The organism is Alicyclobacillus macrosporangiidus CPP55, from assembly GCF_000702485.1.
In the GTDB taxonomy this organism is placed as follows: Bacteria; Bacillota; Bacilli; order Alicyclobacillales; family Alicyclobacillaceae; genus Alicyclobacillus_H; species Alicyclobacillus_H macrosporangiidus_B.
This window is the reverse complement of the sequence record NZ_JNIL01000001.1, coordinates 541,324-564,872: the sequence shown is the minus strand read 5'-3', so window position 1 is coordinate 564,872 and position 23,549 is coordinate 541,324. Positions and strand designations below refer to the sequence as shown.

General features: G+C 64.2%; 19 protein-coding genes. All 19 read left to right on the top strand.

The features are described 5' to 3' along the window. The first annotated feature begins 110 nt into the window (after window positions 1–110). The 19 genes from pgsA to N687_RS0102930 all read left to right on the top strand — a co-directional run bounded on the left by pgsA (window position 111) and on the right by N687_RS0102930 (window position 23,547). Complete coding sequence (gene pgsA, locus N687_RS0103020) at window positions 111–689, top strand: CDP-diacylglycerol--glycerol-3-phosphate 3-phosphatidyltransferase (RefSeq protein ID WP_029420441.1); 579 nt, start codon at window positions 111–113, stop codon at window positions 687–689. A 33-nt stretch (window positions 690–722) separates the two neighbouring features. Beyond that, window positions 723–1,994 carry a competence/damage-inducible protein A gene (locus tag N687_RS0103015; RefSeq protein ID WP_029420440.1) on the top strand — a complete coding sequence of 424 codons (1,272 nt, stop codon included), beginning with the start codon at window positions 723–725 and terminating at the stop codon, window positions 1,992–1,994. Between the two features lie 21 nt (window positions 1,995–2,015). Further along, window positions 2,016–3,593: a DEAD/DEAH box helicase gene (locus N687_RS0103010; RefSeq protein WP_029420439.1), complete on the top strand. Its 1,578-nt coding sequence runs from the start codon at window positions 2,016–2,018 to the stop codon at window positions 3,591–3,593. 438 nt (window positions 3,594–4,031) lie between these two features. Further along, window positions 4,032–5,078 carry a recombinase RecA gene (gene recA / locus N687_RS0103005; RefSeq protein ID WP_029420438.1) on the top strand — a complete coding sequence of 349 codons (1,047 nt, stop codon included), beginning with the start codon at window positions 4,032–4,034 and terminating at the stop codon, window positions 5,076–5,078. Then, a complete protein-coding gene (locus N687_RS21910; protein ID WP_051662901.1) occupies window positions 5,071–5,724 on the top strand; it encodes a regulatory protein RecX in 654 nt (217 codons plus the stop codon). The genes recA and N687_RS21910 overlap by 8 nt, the downstream gene beginning before the upstream one ends. Window positions 5,725–5,845: 121 nt before the next feature. Continuing rightward, entirely contained in the window at window positions 5,846–7,387 is a 1,542-nt protein-coding gene (gene rny / locus N687_RS0102995; RefSeq protein WP_029420436.1) for a ribonuclease Y, read from the top strand. A 54-nt stretch (window positions 7,388–7,441) separates the two neighbouring features. Continuing rightward, window positions 7,442–8,221, top strand: coding sequence for a TIGR00282 family metallophosphoesterase (locus N687_RS0102990; RefSeq protein ID WP_029420435.1), 780 nt, complete (start codon window positions 7,442–7,444; stop codon window positions 8,219–8,221). Between the two features lie 103 nt (window positions 8,222–8,324). Continuing rightward, window positions 8,325–8,585 carry a stage V sporulation protein S gene (locus N687_RS0102985; RefSeq protein ID WP_029420434.1) on the top strand — a complete coding sequence of 87 codons (261 nt, stop codon included), beginning with the start codon at window positions 8,325–8,327 and terminating at the stop codon, window positions 8,583–8,585. Window positions 8,586–8,612: 27 nt separating this feature from the next. Beyond that, a complete protein-coding gene (locus N687_RS0102980) occupies window positions 8,613–9,560 on the top strand; it encodes a dipeptidase (RefSeq protein ID WP_231493382.1) in 948 nt (315 codons plus the stop codon). A 385-nt stretch (window positions 9,561–9,945) separates the two neighbouring features. Beyond that, window positions 9,946–10,488, top strand: a complete 543-nt coding sequence (gene cotE / locus N687_RS0102975; RefSeq protein ID WP_029420432.1) for an outer spore coat protein CotE — start codon at window positions 9,946–9,948, stop codon at window positions 10,486–10,488. Between the two features lie 115 nt (window positions 10,489–10,603). Further along, entirely contained in the window at window positions 10,604–11,758 is a 1,155-nt protein-coding gene (locus N687_RS0102970) for a YheC/YheD family protein (protein ID WP_051662900.1), read from the top strand. A 247-nt stretch (window positions 11,759–12,005) separates the two neighbouring features. After that, window positions 12,006–13,121 carry a YheC/YheD family protein gene (locus N687_RS0102965; RefSeq protein WP_029420430.1) on the top strand — a complete coding sequence of 372 codons (1,116 nt, stop codon included), beginning with the start codon at window positions 12,006–12,008 and terminating at the stop codon, window positions 13,119–13,121. Between the two features lie 27 nt (window positions 13,122–13,148). Further along, complete coding sequence (locus N687_RS0102960; protein WP_029420429.1) at window positions 13,149–14,612, top strand: putative amidoligase domain-containing protein; 1,464 nt, start codon at window positions 13,149–13,151, stop codon at window positions 14,610–14,612. A gap of 56 nt (window positions 14,613–14,668) precedes the next feature. Continuing rightward, window positions 14,669–15,946, top strand: coding sequence for a YheC/YheD family protein (locus N687_RS0102955; protein ID WP_051662898.1), 1,278 nt, complete (start codon window positions 14,669–14,671; stop codon window positions 15,944–15,946). Window positions 15,947–16,057: 111 nt separating this feature from the next. Continuing rightward, complete coding sequence (gene miaB, locus N687_RS0102950) at window positions 16,058–17,551, top strand: tRNA (N6-isopentenyl adenosine(37)-C2)-methylthiotransferase MiaB (protein ID WP_029420427.1); 1,494 nt, start codon at window positions 16,058–16,060, stop codon at window positions 17,549–17,551. Beyond that, window positions 17,548–17,973, top strand: coding sequence for a YlbF family regulator (locus N687_RS0102945; protein ID WP_029420426.1), 426 nt, complete (start codon window positions 17,548–17,550; stop codon window positions 17,971–17,973). The genes miaB and N687_RS0102945 overlap by 4 nt, the downstream gene beginning before the upstream one ends. Before the next feature lie 126 nt (window positions 17,974–18,099). Further along, on the top strand, window positions 18,100–20,781 hold the full coding sequence (mutS, locus tag N687_RS0102940; protein WP_029420425.1) for a DNA mismatch repair protein MutS: 2,682 nt from the start codon (window positions 18,100–18,102) through the stop codon (window positions 20,779–20,781). Further along, entirely contained in the window at window positions 20,763–22,730 is a 1,968-nt protein-coding gene (gene mutL / locus N687_RS0102935) for a DNA mismatch repair endonuclease MutL (protein ID WP_231493381.1), read from the top strand. Before mutS ends, mutL begins: the two co-directional genes overlap by 19 nt. Next, on the top strand, window positions 22,723–23,547 hold the full coding sequence (locus N687_RS0102930) for a class I SAM-dependent methyltransferase (RefSeq protein WP_035462034.1): 825 nt from the start codon (window positions 22,723–22,725) through the stop codon (window positions 23,545–23,547). The genes mutL and N687_RS0102930 overlap by 8 nt, the downstream gene beginning before the upstream one ends. The last annotated feature ends 2 nt before the right edge of the window (window positions 23,548–23,549 follow it).

Genomic DNA, 23,549 nt, shown 5'->3' with positions numbered 1-23,549 from the left:
GGTTTTCCAGGTGGGCTATACTGTTGGAGATTCGGACTCGGCGGCAGGAGGATGAATGGCGTGGATGGCCGCAAATCTCCGATCTCTTCGCCGAATGAGGAGTGTTCTCATTGAATCTGGCTAACCGCATCACGCTAGCCAGAATTTTCTTGGTCCCTGTGGTGGTGTTCACGCTGTTGGTGCGTTTCAATTTTTGGACCGTCACCATCAACCATCGGACCACCACCGGCAGCGAGATAATTGCGGCATTGGTGTTCATCATCGCCGCGACCACCGACGGGCTGGACGGGTACATCGCGCGCAAGCGGAAACTGGTGACCAACTTTGGTAAATTCCTCGATCCGCTGGCCGACAAGCTGCTGATCTCGGCGGTGCTCATCAGCCTGGTGGAGATGCAGCGCCTGTCGGCTTGGGTGGCCATCCTCATCATCAGTCGCGAGTTCGCCGTCACCGGGCTGCGCCTGGTGGCCGCGGCGGAGGGCATCGTGATCGCCGCCAGCCGTCTTGCGAAGTGGAAGACGGCGACTCAGGTGGTCGCGATGGTCGCGTTGATCATCAACAACTTCCCCTTCTCCGTCATCGGGTTTCCGTTCGACACGCTGGCCGTGTATGCGATGGTGATCATGACCCTCGCGTCCGGGGTCGATTACTTCATCAAAAACAAGCACGTCATCCAGATGGACGCCTGACGGCGCCCTGGATGCCAGGGGAGCGGTGTGCAGATGAGCGAGACTTGCCGGGGTGAGCACTTGGCCGTCGGGACGGAGATCCTGCTCGGCCAAATCGCCAACAGCCATGCCCGCACGGTGTCGTTGGAGTTTGCGAACAACGGCTTTTTTATTTATCACCACAGCGCCGTGGGTGACAACTTGGGCCGAATCGTCGAAGCTTTCCGCGTCGCCGCCTCGCGATCGAACGTCGTGGTGGTCACCGGCGGGCTCGGTCCGACCGCCGACGATCTGACGAAGGAGGCGCTCGCGCAATTTCTCGGCCGCAGGCTGGTGATGTCGGAGGATGCGCTGCGCCAGATTGAGGCGTACTTCCGGTCCAGGCAGCGCAAAATGCCGGAAGAAAACCGCAAGCAGGCCCTTTGCATCGAAGGCGGTGAGCTGATCGCGAATCCAAACGGGACCGCGCCGGGCTTGTACATCGAGGCAGGTGGCGTACACTACTTCCTGCTCCCGGGGCCGCCCCTCGAGATGGTGCCCATGTTGCGCAAGGATGTGTTGCCCCGGCTGCGCCATCTGTTTCCCCACGAGCAAGTGCTCATCTCGCGCGTGTTGCACTTCTGCGGCATCGGGGAATCGGATGTCGACGAACAGATTCCGCACCTGCTGGCGCAGGCCAACCCGACCGTGGCTCCCTTGGCGGGAGAGGGGGAGATGCTTTTGCGTATCACGGCCAGCGCGCCGGACGAGGCGGAGGCCCGAGCGCGCATCGCGGAAGTGGAGAAGGAGCTTCGGCAGCGGTTCTCACGGTACATCTACGGGGTCGACGACGAGTCCCTGCCTTCCGTCGTCGGCAAACTTCTGAGGATGCGCGGCGAGACGCTGGCGGTGGCGGAAAGTTGCACGGGTGGAGGTCTTTCCTCTATGATCACGGGAGTGCCCGGCAGCTCGGCATACTACCTCGGCGGCGTGGTGGCCTACCACAACCGGGTGAAGGAACAGGTGTTGGGCGTACCGGAGGCGACTCTGGCCGAGTTCGGGGCCGTCTCGGAGCAGACGGCACGCGCCATGGCCGAAGGCGTCCGGCGATTGTTCGGAGCAGACTGGGGCATGGCCACCACCGGGATCGCAGGGCCGGATGGCGGGACACCGGAGAAGCCCGTGGGATTGGTGTATGTGGCGGTGGCAGGAGCCGGCGGGACGCAGGTTCATCGCTTGCAGCTGCGCGGTTCCCGTGAACAGATTCGCCTGCGCGCGAGCAAGCAGGTGCTGTGGCGGATGTGGCAGGCGTTGGCCGGCCACGAACCGCACGCGGGCGCGAATTGAATGGAATGGACAGGTGACAGCATGACCACATTTACGGATTTTGCGTTGAGCAAACGGGTACAGCAAGCCATCGACGACATGGGATACGAGGAGCCGTCCCCGATTCAGGCGGCCTGTATCCCGTTGATATTGGAGGGGCGCGACGTCATCGGCCAAGCGCAGACGGGCACCGGAAAGACGGCCGCGTTCGGCATTCCGGTGGTCGAGCGGGTGGGTCCGGAGGGCCACGTTCAGGCGCTCGTGCTCACCCCGACCCGCGAGCTGGCCATTCAAGTGGCGGGTGAGTTTCGCAAGATCGGCAAGTACAAGCGGGTTCGCACGCTGCCCATCTACGGCGGCCAGTCCATCGGCCATCAGATCCGGGCGGTCCAGCAGGGCGTTCAGATTGTCATCGGGACGCCGGGGCGCGTGCTCGACCACATCCACCGCGGAACGCTGAAACTGGATCACGTGCGGATGGTGGTGCTGGACGAGGCGGACGAGATGCTCGACATGGGGTTCATCGAGGACATCGAGGCCATCCTCGGTGAGACGCCTTCGGATCGGCAGACGCTGTTATTCTCCGCCACCTTCACGGACGACATCAAGCGGCTGGCGCTGCGCTACATGCGCGACCCGGAACACGTGACCGTCAACCGGGGCGAGGTGACGGTGCCGCTGACGGACCAGGTCTACTACAAGGTGCTCGAGCGCAATAAACTGGAGAGCCTGTGCCGGATCATCGACAGTGAAGAGGTGCAGCTCGGCATCGTCTTCTGCCGGACGAAGCGCGGCGTCGACGAGCTGACGGAAGCGCTCATCGCGCGCGGCTACCTGGTCGACGGGCTGCACGGGGACCTCAGTCAGGCCCAGCGGGATCGCGTGATGAAAAAGTTCCGCACCGGGGAGATTGAACTGCTCGTCGCGACCGATGTGGCCGCCCGCGGATTGGACGTGGAGAACGTGACGCACGTCATCAACTACGACATTCCGCAAGACCCCGAGTCGTACGTGCACCGCATCGGCCGGACAGGCCGCGCGGGCAAGCGTGGTCTGGCGATCACGCTGGTCACGCCGCGCGAGTTCAAGCTGCTCAAGCAGATCCAGCGCGAGACGAAGGCCCGCATGGTCGCGCGCGAGGTGCCGTCCCTGGCGGACGTGGCCGAGCGGCAGGCCGAGATGTGGCGGCAACGCATCATTGAGACCATCCAGAACGGGGGCCTCGGCCACTACCGGGCCATCCTCGACAGCATCATCGACGAGCACGATCCGGTCGACATCGCCTGTGCCGCACTGAAGCTGGCCTCCGCCGGGGAGTTGGAGGAGCGCGAGGAGGCCGACTACGATTTCGGCGACACGGGCGCCACACCGGGGATGGTGCGGTTCTTCGTCAACATCGGGCGCAGCAACCGGGTCACTCCGGGGGATTTGGTGCGCATGATCTCGGAGGAGGCGGGCGTACCCGGCCAGGCGGTCGGGAAGATCGACATCTTCGACCGGTTCACGTTTGTCGAGATCGAGCAGGATTCAGCACCGTTCGTCTACGAGTCGCTGCGCCAGAGCCGCTGGGGCGGCATGCGGGTGAATATGGAGCCGGCCAGGCCGCGCAGCCGCCGCTGACCTGGATCGGATGCGGTCTTGCGGCGTGGTCCTGTGGCGGGAGGTACCGCCGCAACGCGCCCTCTCTCCGAGGGGGCGCCTTTTTTATGCCCCAGGGGCGTCTCGCTCCGTTTGTGCTGCGCAAGACACTTCGCGAAACGCCCCTGGGGCGACGAGGGTTTGGCACACAGCGCGAAGCGGATCCCGAAGCGGAGCGGGTATTTTCTTCGCTTGTGGTGGGTGGGCGTTTTATCCCGTTTGTGCTACGTAAGACACTTCGCGATGCGTTGGGACGCGGCGCGAAGCGGCTTGCGCAGCAGAAGCGGAGCGCCGCGTCCCATCGTACGAACATATGTTTGCATGAATCTCTGAACCTGATACAATAGGAAGCAGGAAAGCGGCTCGAGATCACGAATGGAATTGGTCGCAGGGAATGAATCCGGACGAGGATGGTGCTAAATGAACGATCGACGCGCGGCATTGGACTTGGCGCTGAAACAGATTGAAAAGCAATTCGGCAAGGGAGCCGTGATGCGCCTCGGCGAGGCGTCCTCCAGCATGAATATCGAAACGGTGCCGAGCGGGTCCCTCGCGCTCGACATCGCCCTCGGAACAGGCGGGTATCCGCGCGGGCGGATCATCGAGATCTACGGGCCGGAGTCGTCGGGTAAGACGACGGTGGCGCTGCACGCGGTGGCGGAGGTGCAGCGGCGCGGCGGCCAGGCGGCGTTCATCGACGCGGAGCACGCACTCGACCCGGTGTACGCCGCGAAGCTCGGGGTCAACACGGACGAGCTGTTGATTTCGCAGCCGGACACCGGCGAGCAGGCGCTGGAGATCGCGGAGGCGCTGGTGCGCAGCGGGGCGGTGGAGATCATCGTGATCGACTCCGTCGCGGCGTTGGTGCCAAAGAGCGAGCTCGAGGGCGACATGGGTGACTCCCACGTCGGCCTGCAGGCGCGGCTGATGTCCCAGGCGTTGCGCAAGCTGGCGGGAGCCATCTCCAAATCGAAGACCATCGCCATCTTCATCAACCAGATCCGAGAGAAAGTCGGCGTCATGTTCGGCAATCCGGAGACGACGACCGGGGGCCGGGCGCTCAAGTTTTACTCCACCATCCGTCTCGAGGTGCGGCGCACGGAGGCACTCAAGCAGGGCAACGAGGTCGTGGGAAACCGAGTCAAGATCCGGGTCGTCAAGAACAAGGTCGCGCCTCCGTTCAAGACGGCCGATGTGGACATCATGTTCGGCGAGGGGATCTCTCGGGAAGGCAGCATGATCGACATCGGCACCGAGATCGACGTGATTCAGAAGAGCGGCGCTTGGTACTCGTACGGGGAAGAGCGGCTCGGCCAAGGGCGCGAGAACGCGAAGCAGTTCCTCAAAGAGCATCCGGAGTTGGCGGATGAGATCGAACAGAAGATCCGCGAGGCCTTCCAGCTCGGGGCCGCGTGGAAGGCGGATACGTCGGCGGATCCGGACGAGGACGCGTTCGATTTTGAATGACGCGGGCTTCACGGTGATCCGGGTGGAGGAGGCACCGGGCCTCCTCCATTGGATCCGGGTGGTGTTCGCCGAGCGGGAGCCGCTCATGGTGCCGCTCCGAGACTGGGTGGAATTCGGGGGGCACACCGGTATGAGGCTGACGGACGCCGACGTCGCCGCGTTGGAGCGGTGTGCGGCGGCGGGGACGGCGCGTGACCGGGCCCTGTCTTACCTGAAGGCCCGCCCGCGGACAGAGGCGCAAGTGCTCGCGTACCTCACACGGCGAGGTGTCGAGGAGGCGGTAGCCCAGCGGGTGGTGGCAGATCTGCGCACGCAAGGTTTGGTCGACGACGCGGCTTATGCACGGGACTACGCCGAGTTCAACGGCGGTCGGATGAGCCGCCGGGAGTTGGCGTGGCGGCTGCGGCAGAGCGGTGTGCGGCGGGTGGATGCTGCGCTCGTCGTGGACCACCCGGAGGCGCGGGAACGGGAGCGGGCGGCGGCGCGGAGGCTGGCTCAGGCGTATGTGAGAAAGCACGCGTCCCGGTCTGCGGACGGACTTCGGCATCGCCTCGCCGCGTACCTGCAGCGGAAAGGTTTCCCCACATCCCTCATCCTCGAAGTCTTGCGAGAGATGGATCTTGACCTGCCCGATCTGTTTTCTTGACAATGATTGCCGCGGCCGGATACAATGAAAATGCGTATCATTTACGGCCTCTAGCTCGAAGGCGTTTGACCTGCCCTGATCGCCACTGCGTCAAGGGTGAGAGCAAGGAGGCAGTTTCATTATGCAGGCCTTTGCGTGGCTAGTGATTGCGTTGGTGGCGCTGCTGGCCGGGTTTGGTGCCGGGTACGTCGTCCGGCGCCAGGTGGCCGAATCGAAGATCGGCGCCGCCGAGGCGAGAGCTTTACAGATCATCGAGTCGGCGCAGCGAGACATCGAAGCAAGGCAGAAGGAAGCGTTGTTGGAGGCGAAGGAAGAGGCGCACCGCATCCGCCAGGAAGCGGAGCGGGAATTGAAGGAACGTCGGGCGGAGATTCAGAAGTTGGAAAAGCGCATCCTGCAGAAGGAGGAAGCCCTGGACCGAAAGCTGGAATCGCTCGAGCGCAAGTCGGATAGTCTGCGCGACGCCGAGCGCCGCTTGGAGGAGCGTCAGGCGGAGGTTGAAGCGCTGTATCAACGCCAGATCGAGGAGTTGGAACGCATCTCCGGGCTGACGCAAGAGGCGGCGAGGCAGCTCATCCTCTCCCAGGTGGAGCAGGAGAGCCGCCACGACGCGGCTGTTCTGATGAAGGAGATTGAACAGCAGGCCCGTCTGGAGGCGGAGAAGAAGGCGCGCGACATCATCGCGACCGCGATTCAACGTTGCGCCGCCGACCACACCTCCGAGATCACCGTCTCGGTGGTCAACCTCCCCAACGATGAGATGAAGGGACGCATCATCGGCCGGGAGGGCCGTAACATCAGGACCCTGGAGACGCTCACCGGGATTGACCTGATCATCGACGATACCCCTGAAGCGGTCATCCTGTCCGGTTTCGATCCGGTCCGCCGCGAGGTCGCCCGCGTTGCGTTAGAACGGCTGGTCGCCGATGGCCGCATCCATCCGGCCCGCATCGAGGAGATGGTGGAGAAATCCCGCCGCGAGATCGACGAGCTGGTCCGGGAGGAAGGCGAGCGGGCGGCGTTCGAAGCGGGTGTGCACGGGATCCATCCGGATCTCATCAAGTTGGTCGGGCGCTTGAAATTTCGGACAAGTTACGGGCAGAACGTGTTGAAGCACTCCGTGGAAGTCGCCCAACTGGCGGGCCTGATGGCGGCCGAGCTCGGCCTGGATGTCAATCTCGCGCGGCGAGGAGGATTGCTGCACGACATCGGCAAGGCAGTGACGCACGAGGTGGAGGGTTCCCACGTCGAGATCGGCGTCGACCTTGCCAAACGGTACAAGGAGCATGCGGTGGTCGTGAATGCCATCGCTGCGCACCACGGTGACGTGGAATTCTCCTCCCCGGTGTCGGTGTTGGTTGCGGCGGCGGACGCGATTTCTGCGGCTCGCCCTGGGGCGCGCCGGGAGACGCTCGACATCTATATGAAACGCCTCGAGCGGCTGGAGTCCATCGCGGAATCCTTCGATGGGGTCGACAAGTGTTATGCCATTCAGGCCGGCCGGGAGATCCGCATCATCGTCAAACCGGAATTGGTCGACGATGCGGAGTCGGTTCGGCTGGCGAAGCAAATTTCCAAGAAGATTGAAAACGAACTGGATTACCCTGGCCAGATCAAGGTCACTGTCATTCGAGAAACGAGAGCCGTGGAATACGCAAAATAGAGTAGCCGCCGGGCTACTCTATTTTTTCCGGTTCGGCGGGGCGGAGGGGCAGAGGTGAGAGTACTGTTCATCGGCGACATCGTCGGAAAGCCGGGGCAGGACTACGTGCGCGAGGTCCTGAAGGGCCTGCTGCGCGCCCGGCGAATCGACTTGGTCGTCGCCAACGGGGAGAACGCGACGAATGGGCGCGGGATCAATCGGTTGGCCTGCGAAGCGTTGTACGACGCCGGCGTCGAGATCATCACCATGGGCAATCACACTTGGGATCAGAAGGATACCGAGGCTCTGCTGGAGGAGGACGCACGCATCGTGCGGCCGGCCAATTTTCCGGAAGGAACGCCAGGGCGGGGTTACACGGTGTGCAAGGTGGCGGGAAAGCCGTTTCTCGTCATCAACCTGATGGGCCGCACGTTTCTCAGCCAGTTGGATTGCCCGTTTCGCGAGGTGGATCGCATCCTCGCCGCTCACTCGCATATCCGGCATGTGCTGGTGGACATGCACGCGGAGACGACCTCGGAGAAGTTGGCCATGGGTTGGCACCTGGACGGGCGGGTGTCCGCAGTGGTGGGGACACACACGCACGTGCCGACTTCGGATGAGCGCGTGCTGCCGGGAGGGACGGCGTATATCACCGATGTCGGAATGGTCGGCCCACGCGACGGCATCCTCGGTATGGACCGGGATCTGGTTCTGCGGAAGATGCGCACGCAGATGCCGGTGCGGTTTCAGGTGGCCACCGGACCGCGTCAGTTCTGCGCCGTCGAGGTGGACCTGGACGACGAATCGGGCCGGGCGCGGTCCATCGAGCGGATCTTCCTGTGCGAGCCGGGTTGACGTCGAGCGGGTGGCTGCGGCCGAAGGAATAATCGGGGGGGCGGCGAATATCGATATAGTGTGCTAGTCCAGTCCCGAGGTCTTTCAAGGAGGTTGCCCGAGCGTGGACGTCTTAAAGGTTTCCGCAAAGTCGAATCCGAACTCTGTGGCAGGGGCTCTCGCGGGAGTGCTGCGTGAACACGGTTCCGCGGAGATTCAGGCCATCGGGGCCGGAGCGTTGAACCAGGCGGTCAAGGCTGTCGCTATCGCGCGCGGGTTTGTGGCGCCGAGCGGCGTCGACCTGATCTGTGTGCCTGCGTTCACCGACATCGTGATCGACGGAGAAGAACGCACCGCCATCAAACTGATTGTCGAACCTCGGTGACGCGAGCGGACAGAGAGGGGCGATGGTGTGACCGCGAATCGAGTGGCGGACGCTCACGTGGATGTCCTGTGGCGGATGCTCGGCGAGGGAGCCGCCTTTCACGGGGATTCTGAATTGCGAGCAAGCTATCGCCGGCTGTGGCGGGGTGGTGTGTGCACGCAGGTATTCGCCCTGTACGTCCCGCCGCATCGCCAGAGCGGGACGCAGCTGGAACAGGTGTTGACGTGTATCGATCTCTTCTACCGGGGGGTCGTCCGGGCCGGTCAGGTGGCACCCGTGCGCTCCCGTGAGGAACTGCGGCAGGTCCGTGAGCGGGGAGAACTGGCGGCGCTGTTGTCGCTCGAGGGGGGCGGCTGCCTGCGCGGGCAGACGGCCCTGTTGCGCGTTCTGTTCGATCTCGGTGTGCGCGGCGTGGGCTTGACGTGGAATGACGCCAATGAACTGGCCGACGGATGCCGGGAACCCCGAGGCGCCGGCCTGACGGAGGCTGGGCGGCAGGTGGTGCGGGAGATGGCTCGGCTCGGCATATGGCTCGACCTGGCGCATCTGTCCGACGCGGGCATGTCGGATGCGCTGGCGCTGACGGATGGCCCGGTGATGGCTTCGCATGCCAACGCGCGGGCTGTGCATTCCCATCCGCGCAACCTGCCAGACGAAGTGATCCGGGAACTGATCCGCCGTCGGGGGTGGATCGGACTGGTGTTCGAGGCCAGTTTCGTCGCACCGCTGGAGCGGGCGAGCACCGAGGACGTCTTCCGCCATCTGGATCACATCCTTGATCTCGGCGGTGAAGACTGCGTGGGATTCGGTTCCGACTTCGACGGCGCTTCCCACTCGCTTCCTGGTTTGGCCGACGCTGCGGATTACGCGCCGTTCGCAGAGCAGGTGGTGGCCCGGTACGGGCGTGATCTGGGCGAGAAGATCCTGTGGAGAAATTTCGAGCGATTTCTGATGGAATCGCTTCCCAATCGATGAACTGCAGTTCAGGGACCGCCGGCCAGGCAGCCCTGCAGTGCAGAAGAGGACCTGTGCGGCGATGGACTGAGCCCCCAGATGGGGGCTTTTTTTATGGGCACATAAACGGTGCCGGCCGGGGTTGCAACCGGGCGCGTGCGGCAGCCTTGTGCCGGAGCTGTCCACGTGCTTGGATGAGCCCGAATCTGGGATATGGCCTAAGGGCGAATGACACGCCGGGCGGGGGTTGCATACGATGTGGCGAGGTGCGCGGGGTGGGCGCACCGCCCTGGCGGCGCTGGAACCAGCGACAGGGGCCCAGCATACGGTGCAGTACGTCAGGACTGGGCGAATGCAAGGCGCGCAGGATTCGCCCGGGGCTGAGAAGGAGAGAGGAGGTTGGCGCATGGTGCTCTCAAGCAAGGACCTCAGCTACCGCGAGATCGTGGCCAACGCCGTGGTGGGGCGCGGCAGCAAGTATTCGCAGACCACGTACACCATCCGCCCTGCAAATCGCCCGACGACCATCGGCGGTTGCTGGATCATGAACCACACCTACGACGCGGAGTTGGTCGGCGACTATGTGGAAGTGCATGGCCGCTTCGACATCAACGTGTGGTACTCGTACAACGGCAACTCCGAGACGGCCGTCGCGAAAGACACGGTCTCCTACGTCGAGCAGATCGCGCTGCGCGATCTGGATACGACCGCCGACCGGGAAAGCCGCGAAGTGCAGGTCAAGGTGGTCCAGAATCCGAATTGCCTGGATGCCACCGTCACGGGCAACGGTTCTGAGATCCTGGTCCGCTGCGAGAAGGAGTTGGCGGTAGAGGTCGTGGGCCGCACCAAGCTGTGCGTGGTCACGTGCGAGCTAGCGGAGAAGAAAGAAGAGGATTTCCTTGAGGAAGACGAAGAGCTGCTCGAGGAAGTGGACATGGAGGAACGGTGACGGCAATATCCACCGGGACAATCTCACGGGCGCCCGAGCCGGATTCCCACGGGGCGGAAACGCCCCTTTTTTGTTCCATGCCGCAGATTGTACCGAGGAGCCGGTAAGGGACTGGGTGCACCTCGGCCTGTACGTGAATTTGGAGCCGAACCGGGCCCGTCCCTTCGGTGAACAGACCCGCATGTGCGCCGATCTGTGGCGCATCGGCCAGGGATACGGTGTCGAGGTGGTGGTTCTCACGCCAGGCTATGCGCGACAGGGACGGGGCTTTCAGTACGATCGCGCAAGGGACCGCTGGCAGAGAGGAGAGATCGGCCTCCCCGACGTGATTCTGCGCCGGTCTGGATCGTTTCGCGCCGCACCCGCGCTGGTGCGGGAGGACCTTGCGCTGTTCGTCCGCCGGGGCGTGCTGCACACGCTTCCCCGGGCGGTGAGCAACAAATGGACCTTTTACCGCCTGTTGACGGGTGATCGCCGGTTGCGGCCGTTCGCGCCTTGGACGCAGCTCGCGCACAACGTGCGAGATGTGTACGAGGCGCTGCGAAAAGCGCCTGACGTTTACGTCAAGCCCCTCGCCGGTGCACAGGGCATTTCCATCTACCGCGTCCGGCGGCGTGCCGCCGGAGGGGACATCCAGTGGGAAGAGCGCATCGTCCCACGCGCTGCGGAGCGGCGAAGTAAGACAATTGAACTGTCCACCCGCGTTCGCCAAGCGCATTTTCAAGACTTCCCGTCCTTCCAATCGTTCTGGCGTCGTACTGGGCTCGAGAATTGCCTCGTGCAGGAAACCATTCCGCTCCCGCACACGCGTGACGAACGGCCGTTTGACTTCCGCTGGCTGGTGCAGTACGTGGATGGACCGAAAATCATGGCGCGCGTGGCCCGTGTCGGCGCCATCGGATCCGTGACCACCAACATTCACACCGGAGGCCAGGCCACGCCAGCGGAGGAAGCCCTGTCTTCCGCGGGTCTTCCTGAGCCTGCCCAGATCTTGTCGCGCTTGGACGAAGTGGCGTTGGCGGTGGCGGAGTGCCTATGGGAACGGTACGGCCCCTATGCGGAGGTCGGGGTGGATCTGGGATTGCGCCCCGATGGGACGCCGGTGATTTTTGAGGTCAATCCCACGCCAGGCAGGCGAATGCTCAGATCGCTGGATCGGCGTGTCCGGGAAATGTCACTCGAAGCCCTGGTGGAATATGCTATCAGGGCGACAAGGGTCCATTCGCCCGGAACCACGCGGAAAGGGGAATCCACGGATGAAGGATGGTGACCAAATCCTCATTTCGGTTTTCCCAAGTCCCCAGAAAGTGATTCGTCTCCATCCTTCCCATGGCCAACTCCTTTCCCTCAGCCCCGGTCAGAATGCGTCTGTCACCTGTGGTCTTCGGAGTACAGACGCCACTGTCTGGCTCGATCCCGCTGTTCCCCCAGACCGGGTGTGGGTGAGCAGCGGGGTCTCGCAGTCTGTGTTTCTGGGACTGCCTGTCGATGCGATCCGCGCCCGGTTTCAGGATGGAATGGTACGATTCGGGCCCACCATCGGGATCCTGTGCAACCCGGTGTGGAATGAAAAACGGCAGACCCTGCGGTGGACCAAGCAACTTCCGGCTCTGGAGAAACTCGTTCAGGCCGGTCAGAAATTGGGTGCCCTGGTCTATATCTTCGGCATCCAAGACGTCGACTTTGACCGCGGTACCGTCCGCGCCTTTGTCTTCCAGGGCGGCTCGTGGCGTCCAGCCCAGATGCCCCTGCCGGACGCGATCTACGACCAGGTGGTCTCGCGGAAATTGGAACGCAGCAAAAAGTACCAGGACCAGCGGATGCGGCTCAGCCGCATGTACGCCAACCGCATTTTCAACGACGGGTTTTTCGACAAGTGGAAGGTGCACGAGTGGCTACGGAATGACCGACAGACGCGAGGGCTCGTGCCCTACTCGGAAAAGTACACAAATCCTCGGCAAGCCGCCGCATTCTTGAAACGCTATCCAGTGACATTTGTCAAACCGGTTCACGGAAGTCTCGGGCTCGGCATCGTGCGGGTGACGCGGGAGGCAGACGGGACGTTCCGATACGAAGTTCGGCACAAGTCTGGCCGGACGCAGAACAAGGTGGGCACCGCGGAAGCGGTGGTCGACGCGATTCGCCGGAGGCTGCAACAAACTCCGCACCTGTTGCAGGAGGGCGTCCCGGTTGCGCAGTTCCGCGGCCGGCCCTTCGATGTTCGCATCGTGCTGCAGCGTGACGGGAGCGGAGAGTGGAAGCGCACGAAGATGTTCGTACGGGTCGCGAGGGCAGGGGAATTCACTGCCAATCTGGCCAGCGGCGGAGAGGCGATGCCGCTCGACGCCGTCCTGCGCGAAGCCTTTGCGTCGGAGGCGCACCGCCGCCGCATCCGCAGCCAGGTCCGCCGTGCAGCGGGGTGGGTCGCCAGCGTGATCGAGAACCAATGCGGCAAGCCGCTCGGTGAGCTGGGTGTGGATCTGGCGATCGATGAATCGGGAAAGGTGTGGGTGCTTGAGGTGAACTCGAAGCCGTGGAAAGCGTCCTCCACCGACAAGGGGCGGCAGGACCTGGTGGATCTGTCTTTCACCCGTCCGATGGAGTACGCCATTCGATTGGCTCAGCAGCGCTAGACTGCCGGCAGGAAAGGAGAGGTAGCCATGGCCTGCTATCTGCTGCACGCCGGGCAGTCGTCTGCGCAGCGACTGCTGCGCCGCGTGGGGCGACTGCACGAGTACACGTCGGTCTCCGCGTTGAGGCCGGGGGACACGGTCATCCGCTGGGGTGACTCGGCAGAGTCGGATGCCCCCGAGGCCCGGGTTCTCAACCCGCAGAACGCGGTGGCGCGCACGCGATCCCGCTCCGCAATGGCCCGCTTTCTGCGGCGTGTCGGGGTGCGGGTGTTCAGCCGGGACAGGAACGCGGACACACCGTCTCTCCTGCGCCAATACCGGATTCCTATTTTTGACCTGACCCCGTTGGCATGCTTTCGCTCGGACCGCGCCCCCGTGTGGTTGAATCAGCGTCTGAAGCACGTTCAGCCGTCCTTTCGCGAGGTGCCGTTCGATGAGGAGAAGGTGACGCCGCGCGTGTTGCAATTGGCGTGCCGAACGCTGCACGCCATCGGATTGGATCACGGGATGGTGAGCATCGGCATGGCCCCCAAGGGCGTCTTGTACGTGCTCGACGTCACCCCAAGCCCGGTGTTGCTCGGCAGGATGCTCGACTTGTTCAGCCAGGCGATCGACCAATACATCGATCGCGAGGAAAGCGCGGGCCAGCCCGCGCAGGAGCCGGTCTTGATCGGGACGGACGTCGAGCTCATGCTGCGCAACGCGGCCGGCAGGATGGTGCTTGCCAGCAAGTTCCTTCCGCGCAAGGGGCGAGTGGGATGCGACGACCGGAGTGTGCAATTCGACGGTCAACGGCTGCCTCTGATGGAGTTGCGACCAGAGCCCGATTCAGACCCGCTCCGGTTGGTTACAAACCTGTACGCGGTCATGATGGAGGCCAGCGCCCGCATTTCACGGCCCGGCATTCAATGGCTGGCCGGCAGCATGCCTTTCCGACCGTATTGTACGGGTGGGCACATCCACTTTTCGAACGTGCCATTTTCCAGCCACTTCGTACGCGTCCTCGACAATTACCTGGGTCTGCCCTTGATGATGGTCGAAGACCCGAAGACAGGCCGGCTGAGGCGGACGCGGTACGGATTTCTGGGGGACGTTCGGCAAAAGGACCACGGGGGCTTCGAATACCGTACGCCGGCCAGCTTCGTCGTCAGCCCGGAGATCACGACGGCGGCATTCTGTATCGCCTATCTCCTTGCGCAGCATCACCGGGATCTCCCGGTTTTCGACCTGTACGAAGAGAACATTCAGTTGGCGTTCTATCAAGCGCGCAAGGACGTCCTGATGCCCATTGTGAAGCGCAACCATGCCATTCTTCAGGAGCTGCCCGACTACGAGCGATACCGGGACTACATCGAGCCGCTGTTCGAACTCATTTGGGCCGGCCGCACATGGGATGAGTCCGTGGACGTGCGCACGGTTTGGGGTATCCCGGTTCGGCGCCGGAAAGCCGTCCAGAGGACGGCGGGGCGGCGATCGGCAGCGCACGCCTGACCGCGGATGTCTGCATCGGTTCCCGCGACGGCGATCAGACGGGAGGTTGACGACGCGTGAGGACACCAGCGAACGGAGAGTTGATCTGGGTGCAGTCCGGGGGCCGTGTCACCATGTTCCTGTACATGTCTGCCGCCCCGGGCATCCCGCGGGCCGCCCACCGGCGGGCGCGCGTCTCGAACGTGGTGGTGCCGGTGATCCATGCCATCCCCAAACGCGGCGTCGTGTACCGTCACCCGACTCGGGTGAGCGTACATCACGGCGAAATTGCCGCGGGGCCGGTCTTTGCCGTCCTGGCAGCCGGAGACGGTGCCTCTTTCAAGGGGAACCGGGGGGACTTTCGCGCCATCGCGGCAACCGGCCGGTCCCGTCGCGCGTTCGTCTACGTCTTGCCCGCCGATCGAGTCCGGCCAGGGGACTGGTGGGAAGGATACGTGCGCCTTGGGCCGGGCCGGTGGGTCGCGATACCGTGCCCTTGGCCGGAAGCGGTGTATAACCGAATCCCCAATCGAATGTTGGAGAGGCATCCCGTCTCCGTGCAGGCGAAGCAGGTGTTGGAGGCCCTCGACATCCCGCTGTTCAACCCAGGGTACTTCGACAAATCGGTCATCTATCAGATCATCCAACGGGCGGGATTGCAGCGTTACCTGCCCGAGTCCGCCATGGACCTTGGGGCACCGGTACTGCATCAATTGTTGAGCCGCCACGAGGGGGTGTATCTGAAACCGACCGGCGGCAGCATCGGTCATGGTATCATCCGCATCGACCGCCAAGGCCGCGGGTTTCGTCTGGCCGCCTTGAAGCACGGCCGCTGCTACGTCTACATGGCTGCCAACTGGCAACAGCTCTGGCGCCTGGTCTGCCAGCACCGCCTCGCGGGTCGCTACGTCATCCAGGCGGCGGTTCCTCTGATCCGATACCAGGGGCGACCCTGCGATTTTCGTGTGCTGTTGCAAAAGCGGGACAGCGGATGGCATGTGGTCGGAAAAGGGGTGCGGGTGGCCGGACGCAACACCATTACCACGCACGTGCCCAACGGCGGCCACATCGCCAGCGCGTCGGAAGTCTTGACGAGCGTGTTCGGGGAGGATGGTGAGCGCGTGGACCAGCATGTGGACGAAATGGCCATCGCGTGTGCCGAAGCCATCGACGCGTACTACGGACAGCGGCTCGGAGAGATGTCCATGGACATCGGGGTTGACGCGGGCGGAAGTCCCTGGTTTTTCGAAGCCAATTCGAAGCCGATGAAGTTCGATGAGCCGGACATCTGGAATCGATCGCTCGCCGGCGTCCTCGACTACCTGCAGACGTTGGCGCGGCGAACCGCCCGGTAAGCGAACCGGGCGCCGGGACAAGCTCTCCCCTCCGCGTGGCGGAGCGCGAGTATGATATCATGAACGGTAGGCACGTGCCACAATGGGACAGGAATTGGCGAGGTGGACATCGTGGAGAACTTGATTCATAAATTGCGGCAAGGCCGCCTTCAACCGGGTGCCGGGATCACCTTTGGCACTCACCGCCCAAATCCAGTGGAGCGAATCCGATTTGATGCGACGGCGCTGACCGAAGGCTGCCAGGTGGGCCGCAAACCATCCGGCGAACCGTACCGGTTTGTGATTAAAACCTATGGCTGTCAGATGAACGAACACGATACCGAGATGATGGCCGGGCTGTTGTGTGCGATGGGCTACGAGCCGGCCAGCGCCGACGAAGACGCCGATCTCATCCTGTTCAACACCTGCGCCGTGCGTGAGAACGCGGAGGACAAGGTGTTCGGGGAGATCGGCCGGATTCGGCCCCTGAAGTACAGGAATCCGGAGTTGTTGATCGGCCTGTGCGGCTGCATGGCGCAGGAGCAAGGCGTGCAGAAGATGGTGCTGGAGAAGTTCCCTTGGGTCGACCTCGTCTTCGGCACGCACAATATTCACCGGCTTCCGCAGCTCGTGACGCGGGCGCGCCACAGCCAGGACACGGTGCTCGAGGTGTGGGACAAAGCAGCCGTCACCGTTGAGGACATCCCGAAGCTGCGGCAGGACCGGGTGCGGGCGTGGATCAATGTGCAGTATGGCTGCAACAAATTCTGTACCTATTGCATTGTCCCGTATACCCGCGGGGCGGAGCGAAGCCGCCTGCCCCAAGACATCCTCGAAGAGGTGCGGGAATTGGCCGCTGGCGGGGTGCGCGAAGTTACGCTGCTCGGGCAAAACGTCAATGACTACGGAGTGGACCTCGGGAATGTGACCTTCGCAGGGCTTCTCCGTCAAGTCAACGAAATCCCGGGATTGGCGAGGATCCGGTTCACGACGTCGAATCCGTGGAATTTCACGGACGAACTGATCCGGGCTGTCGCCGAATGCGACAAGGTGGTGGAACACATCCATCTCCCGGTACAATCGGGGAACAACCAGGTCTTGAAGCGCATGAACCGGAGCCACACCCGTGAGTTTTATCTCGCGTTGGTGGACAAGATCCGCGCCGCCATCCCCGATGTGGCGCTGACGACCGACATCATCGTCGGCTTTCCCGGCGAGACCGAGGCTCAGTTCGAAGACACGCTGCGCTTGGTGGAAGAAGTGCAGTTCGACAACGCGTTCACGTTCATCTACTCGCCGCGCGAACACACGCCAGCGGCAAACTGGCCAGACGATGTCAGCGATGCGGAGAAAAAGGAGCGGCTGCTGCGCTTAAATGAGCTCCAAGCGGCCATCAGCCTCCGAAAGAATCAAGCGCTCGCCGGTCAGACGGTCGAGGTGTTGGTGGAAGGCCGCAGTAAGACCAACGCTGACGTACTCGCCGGCCGGACCCGCACCAATAAACTGGTGTTGTTCCCAGGGCCCGCTTCGTTGATCGGCCAACTTGTGAACGTTCGGATCGAGCAACCGCAGTCGTGGACGCTCCGCGGCCAGTTGGTGGACGTGCCGCAGGGGGCGTTGGCATGAGCCGGGATGCCCTGCTGCGGAAAGCGGACGAGATCGCGCGAATGATCGGCTGCTCGGACGCTGCCGTACGGTTTTGGAAGGCGCGTGCGAAGATGGAGAACAACCGCCGGGCCCAGCAACTGTTTGAGACCTTGAAGCTGAAGACCAACAACAGCCTGGGACTGCAGGCGGTGTTTCCAGCCGATCATCCCCGCGTCCGCCAACTGGATGAGGAGATTGCCAAGCTGGAGCACGAGCTGTACGAGATCCCGGTCGCCATGCAGTACAAAGAGGCACAGGCCGAGCTCAACGAGCTGATGCAAGGGGTCGTGCAACTGCTGCTCAACCGGCTGTCGGATCGGGTCCCGGTAGAACGCGGTCCACGCTTGGGTTGTGGCCAGGGACCGAATGGAACCGGGTGTACCTGCGGAGAACGCGATTAGGAACGAGGGCCACAGAGGGTGCGGCCCGCGGCGCGGCGTGCTGCCGGTTGCCGCCGACCCCGCTGTGGCCTGTTCGTATGAGGCTGCTGCGGACCGCCATGAACCGGACGACGGGAGGGTACGGACGTGTCGCTGACACCCATGATGAAGCAGTATTTAGAGACGAAGGCCCAGCATCCGGACGCGCTCCTGATGTTCCGGCTGGGAGACTTCTATGAGCTGTTCATGGACGATGCCGTCACCGCCGCCCGGGCGCTCGACATCACGTTGACCGGGCGGGACGCGGGGAGCTATGGACGAGTCCCGATGTGCGGGGTGCCGTACCACGCTGCAGAACAGTACATCGCCCGGCTGATTGACCAAGGGTTTTCGGTGGCTATCTGCGAGCAGATGGAGGATCCCAAACTCGCTAAAGGGCTGGTGCGGCGTGAGGTGGTACGGGTGATCACGCCAGGAACCCATGTTCAGGAGGGGGACGCCGGCCCTCGTTACCTGGCATCTGCCGTGTACCGGGGCGGGCGTTGGGGCACCGGCGTGATCGATATCTCGACAGGGGAAGTGTGGTGCGCAGAATACGCGGATGAAGGGCCGCTCGCGGATCTGTTCGAACAGTGGCGGCCCAGCGAGGTCCTGGTGTACGAGGCGACGAAGGAGGACGCCGCATACGCATGGTTGCGGGCATGGACGGAAGCCCGCCAGGTCCGCATGACCGTGCGGCCGGAGCCCCGCCGGCCGGACGCGCAGCAGCGCCAGGCCGTCTGCGAGCAGTACGGCGTGCCGAATTTGGTTCCGCTCGACCTCGATGGACGCCCCGTCGCCGCTGAGGCCCTCGGATTTGGACTGACATACGTGCGCGAGACCCAACGTCAGCTGGTGGCCCACCTGCGCCCCCCGCGGATGCTGGAGCGGGAAGAGTTCCTCGTCGTGGATCAGACCGCGCGTCGGAACCTGGAACTGGTGGAGACACAGCGCACGCGCCAGCGCCGCGGTTCTCTCTTGGGCCTTTTGGACGTGACGTGCACGGCCATGGGCGCCCGCCTGCTGCGGCGTTGGGTCGAACGCCCGCTGTTGAATGTGGCGCGGATCGACGAACGGCTGGATGCCGTGGGAGCCCTGGCCGGGGACGCCCTGCTGCGGGCCCAGGCCAGGGAGTATCTGAAACGGGTGTTCGACCTGGAACGGTTGGTGGGCAAAGTGGCGCTCGGCAGCGCAACCCCCCGTGACCTGCTGGCGTTGGCGCGATCGCTGTCGGTGCTTCCGGACCTGTGCCGGTTGTTCACGGACAGCTCGAGCGGCCTCTTGCGCGCGAGCGCGGCGGGAATCCCCGATCTGACCGAGTTGGCGGACCGCATCCAACACGCCCTTGAGGATCAGCCGCCGGCGACGGTCCGGGACGGGGGATTCATCCGCGCCGGGTTCGATCCGGAGCTCGACGAATTGCGCCAGGTGAGCCGGAATGCAAAGGTGTGGCTGGCGGAGTTCGAACAGAAGGAGCGCGAGCGAACCGGCATCCGTTCGCTGAAGGTGGGGTACAACAAAGTCTTCGGGTACTACATCGAGGTCTCAAAGGCGAACGTCCACCTGGTCCCCGACACCTACGAACGCCGTCAGACCTTGACTGGTGCGGAGCGTTACACCCTCCCGGAGCTCAAGGAGCGGGAAGAGCAGATCCTGACGGCGGCCGAACGGGCGGTCGCCCGGGAGTTGGCGCTGTTCGATGCCCTGTGCCAAGCCGTGCTGGATCGCCTGCAGGAAGTGCAGCGGGCGGCCGAGCAGGTGGCGGTGTTGGATGCCCTCTCCGCGTTGGCCACGGTCTCGGCGGAGCACGGGTATGTTCGGCCGGAGGTGGTGGAAGAGCGAGGCATCTTCATCCGCCAGGGGCGGCATCCGGTGGTCGAGGCGGCCAATCCCGGCCGCTTTGTGCCCAATGACGCTGAGCTGGGGGAAGGGCGGGACCTGTTGCTCATCACGGGTCCGAATATGGCTGGTAAGAGCACCTACATGCGGCAGGTGGCGCTGATTGTGCTGCTCGCCCACATCGGCTGTTTCGTCCCGGCAGCGGAAGCGCGCATTGGGCTTGTGGATCGCATCTTCACACGGATCGGGGCGTCCGATGATCTCGGTGCCGGTCAGAGCACGTTCATGGTCGAAATGGTGGAGCTGGCGCAGATCCTGCGCCAGGCCAGCGACCGGAGTCTTGTGCTTTTGGACGAAATCGGTCGGGGAACGAGTACATACGACGGGATGAGCATCGCCGAGGCGGTGATGGAGGCGCTTCAGCAGCCCGGCCGGAGGCCGCTCACGCTGTTCGCAACGCATTACCACGAGTTGACCGCCAAGGTGGCCCACCTGCCGGCGGCCGCGAACTGCTCGGTAGCGGTGCAGGAGACAGCCGAGGGCATTGTGTTCTTGCACACCGTGGTCAACCGGCCGGCGGATAAGAGCTACGGTATTCAGGTGGCTCGCTTGGCGGGGATTCCGCCGGAAGTGATCACTCGCGCCGAGCAGCTGCTGGCCGTCCGTGAGGCCGCTGCCTCGGACACCGGCGGCAGCAGGGAGACCGCGGCCGCTGTGGCGGCGCGGGAGGTTCCCGGCGGAGTTGAGGCTGCGGCTGCCGTGGAGAAGCCACAGGAAGCGCCGCGGGATCGGTTGGTGCCCCTGCCTCTGGCTGGCCCGTTGGTGGACGAGCTGTTGTCGCGTCTGGCCAAGGTCGACGTGCTCCGGCTCACCCCGCTGGAAGCGATGCAGGTGCTGCACGAGTTGGCCGAACAAGCTCGGGAGGTGGCGGCGTGGGGCGGATCCAGGTAATGTCCGAAGCGCTCGCCAACCAGATCGCCGCGGGCGAGGTGGTGGAGCGCCCGGCTTCGTGCGTCAAAGAATTGGTGGAGAACAGCCTCGATGCCCAGGCGCGGCACATCGGCGTGACGTTGGAGGACGGCGGCATCGCACGGATCCAGGTGCAAGACGATGGGATAGGCATGGATGCGGACGATCTCCTGCTCGCCACGGCCCGCCATGCGACCAGCAAGATACGCCAGCCGCGGGACCTGACGCGCATCCAGACCCTCGGATTCCGCGGTGAGGCGCTGGCGTCCATCGCCGCAGTCGCCCGGGTGCGCATGGCCTCCCGGCCGCACGCGTCCGAACAGGGGATGCAGGTGGAGGTGGCGGCGAGCCAGTTGGTGTCCGGCCCCCGCCCCGTCGGCATGCCGCCCGGTACGGTGGTCGATGTGCGGGACCTCTTCTACAACACCCCCGCTCGGCTCAAATACCTGCGGACGGTGCAGACAGAGCAGGCGCGCTGCCTGGAGGTCCTGCAGCGGGCCGCCCTGGCGCGGCCGGACGTGGCCTTTCGTTGCGAGACCAGCGGCCGCGTCATCTGGCAGACTCCTGGCGACGGGAACCCCCTTTCGGTGATGGCTGCCCTGTTCGGGGCGGGGGAAGCGAAGCAGTTTTTACACGCCACTCGCCGAACGGCCGACTACGCCGTGGAGGCTTGGATCGGGCGGCCCACGCAGGCGCGGTCCTCGCGTGCCCACGGGCATCTGTTCGTCAACCGCAGGCCTATCCGCAACCTCGCCATTCACCAGGCGGTCGCGTCCGCCTTCGGCCAGCGTTTGATGACCGGCCGGCATCCCGTATACGTCTTGTATCTGGAGATGGACCCGGCGCTGGTCGATGTCAACGTGCATCCGCACAAATCCGAGGTTCGGTTCAGTGAGGAGCGCGACCTGGCGGCGCTGGTGCAACAAGTTGTACGCCAGGCCCTGGACGAAGCGTTTCTCGTCCCTTCCATCCGGATGGCCCCGCGGACCGAAACCCAGGCGGCGACCGCGCCACTGCCGCTCGAACGGTCGGAAGCCCAGCCCTCGGGACCCGTGACAACCCGGGAATTCTGGCCGTCACCGGAGCCGGTTCCTCCTGCTCAGCGTATGCATCCGGAAACGGAAGGGCGGTCGCCGGGCGTGGTACGCGAGCGCCCGGTGGTGCGGCCGGAGCCGCGCGGAGAAGCTATCCCGGTGGAGCGCTGGCAGGCGATTTTGGCGGGTGGCGCCGCGGGAGAAGCGAACGGACCGGATCCCGGGAGGGTGCATCCCGAGCAGGCGGGGAATCACATACCGGTGGCGACCCCGGGGGAGACCGCGCCCGCGGACGAGGACCCGGCGAAATCCCGTTTGGCCAAACTGCGCCCCATCGGCCAGGCGCTTGGCACGTACATCCTCGCCGAAGACGGGGAGAACCTGTATATCATTGACCAGCACGCGGCGCACGAGCGGGTCCTCTACGAGCGCTTCCGCGACCGGATGCGGGCAGCTCGGGTCGGGCGCCTCCCTCTGTTGGCCCCGATTCCGGTGCATCTTTCACCGGCGGAAGCGGATCGAATTCGCAGTCAACTGGCAGAATTGCAGGAAGCCGGGCTGGAGGTGGAGGACTTTGGGGGCAGCGACGTGTTGGTCCGAACGATACCCGATATCTGGGATGGGCTCGACGCGCCGCGCCTGGCGGAGGAGGTCGTGCGTTCGTTGGCAGAGGACGGAGCGCAGGCGGATGCCCGGGAGGCTCTGCGGGAGCGGATCGTCCTGCGCGCGTGCAAGGCGGCCATCAAGGCCCACGACCACCTGTCGGATGAAGAGATCGCGGCGCTGTGCCAGGCGCTCGCCGGGCTGGAAGACCCGTTTCACTGTCCGCACGGGCGTCCGGTGATCCTCCGGTTGACGCAACACGAATTGGAAAAGGAGTTTCGGCGCATTGTCTGATTCGGACCTCTCCCAGAAGATCGACTCGTTCTCTCTGGTGTGCGTGACGCCGTGGAACGCTTCCCCGGCCGCGGTGGCGCGAACCGAGGCCCTGGCCGAATGGTTCGCTTGTCCGCGTGTGCCGCGGAAACGCCGCAGTCTTGCGCGCATCTTCGCGGACGAGGGCGTGGAGGGCGTGCTCGTCGCCGAGGACCCGCCCCGTCTGTACCATCGGACGCGCCCGAACGAGCCCTTTTTCTTTCATCCGGGAGTCGCCCGTCCTCGGTTGGCCGCTTTGGCGCACGGGATTCCCGACCGGCTGTTGCGGGTGGCCGGCATCTGCCCCGGGGACGTGATCGTCGATGCCACCCTGGGGACGGGCGCCGACTCCCTGGTGTTGGCCGCCGGCGCCGGTCCCGCGGGACGGGTGATCGCTATCGAATCCTCCTTTGTCCTCGCCAAACTGTTCACCTGGGCGCAACAGCAGCGGGGCCACGGATATCCGGGGATCGACCGGCTGCTCGAGCGGATCGACGTCCAGTGGGGCCACCACGCCGAACTGCTGGCCAGCATGCCCGCGGGCAGCGCGGACGTGGTGTACTTCGATCCCATGTTTCGTAACCCCATCGTGGATGAGGACGGAAACATCGAACACGCCCGCCCGTGGACCGATCCCCGTCCGATATCGGACGAGGCATGGAATGAAGCGCAGCGGGTTGCCCGCCGCTGCGTGGTGCTGAAGGAGCGACCGCAATCGGACCAGTTTGCGCGCTTCGGCCTGACACCAGACAAATCCCGGGCCAAGATCGCGTATGGGGTGTGGAAGAAGGGGGGCTGAGC

Excerpts from the sequence above, each read along its gene's own strand:
- cotE (WP_029420432.1), top strand. The coding sequence starts at position 9,946 with ATGGTGCTCTCAAGCAAGGACCTCAGCTACCGCGAGATCGTGGCCAAC.
- N687_RS0103015 (WP_029420440.1), top strand. The coding sequence starts at position 723 with ATGAGCGAGACTTGCCGGGGTGAGCACTTGGCCGTCGGGACGGAGATC.
- recA (WP_029420438.1), top strand. The coding sequence starts at position 4,032 with ATGAACGATCGACGCGCGGCATTGGACTTGGCGCTGAAACAGATTGAA.
- rny (WP_029420436.1), top strand. The coding sequence starts at position 5,846 with ATGCAGGCCTTTGCGTGGCTAGTGATTGCGTTGGTGGCGCTGCTGGCC.
- N687_RS0102945 (WP_029420426.1), top strand. The coding sequence starts at position 17,548 with ATGAGCCGGGATGCCCTGCTGCGGAAAGCGGACGAGATCGCGCGAATG.
- N687_RS0102965 (WP_029420430.1), top strand. The coding sequence starts at position 12,006 with ATGGTACGATTCGGGCCCACCATCGGGATCCTGTGCAACCCGGTGTGG.
- N687_RS0102960 (WP_029420429.1), top strand. The coding sequence starts at position 13,149 with ATGGCCTGCTATCTGCTGCACGCCGGGCAGTCGTCTGCGCAGCGACTG.
- N687_RS0103010 (WP_029420439.1), top strand. The coding sequence starts at position 2,016 with ATGACCACATTTACGGATTTTGCGTTGAGCAAACGGGTACAGCAAGCC.